This window comes from Leifsonia sp. HAY1-4F (assembly GCF_056755275.1).
This window is the reverse complement of the sequence record NZ_JBNDHX010000686.1, coordinates 1-232: the sequence shown is the minus strand read 5'-3', so window position 1 is coordinate 232 and position 232 is coordinate 1. Positions and strand designations below refer to the sequence as shown.

Genomic DNA, 232 nt, shown 5'->3' with positions numbered 1-232 from the left:
ACACTCTCTCCGTCGTCGGCAACGTCAGATGTGCATAAGAGACAGGCACCGCCCTCGGGGAGGGACCGCGCGACGCCGTCGCCCCCGACGGCGAGGGCGGGTCCGCGGCCGGCCCAGGCGAGGACAAGCTCACTCTCGCCCTTGAGGCTGTCTCTTATACACATCTCCGAGCCCACGAGACACTCGCTATCTGGGGGGGGGGCGTTGTGGTGGGGGAGGGGGGGGGGGGGGG

At 70.3% G+C, this 232-nt stretch carries 1 protein-coding gene; it reads right to left on the bottom strand.

Annotation, left to right across the window (positions count from 1 at the left end; genetic code table 11):
* A partial coding sequence (locus ACPYOG_RS20975; RefSeq protein ID WP_481295972.1) for a hypothetical protein occupies nt 1–232 on the bottom strand: 232 nt, incomplete at both ends.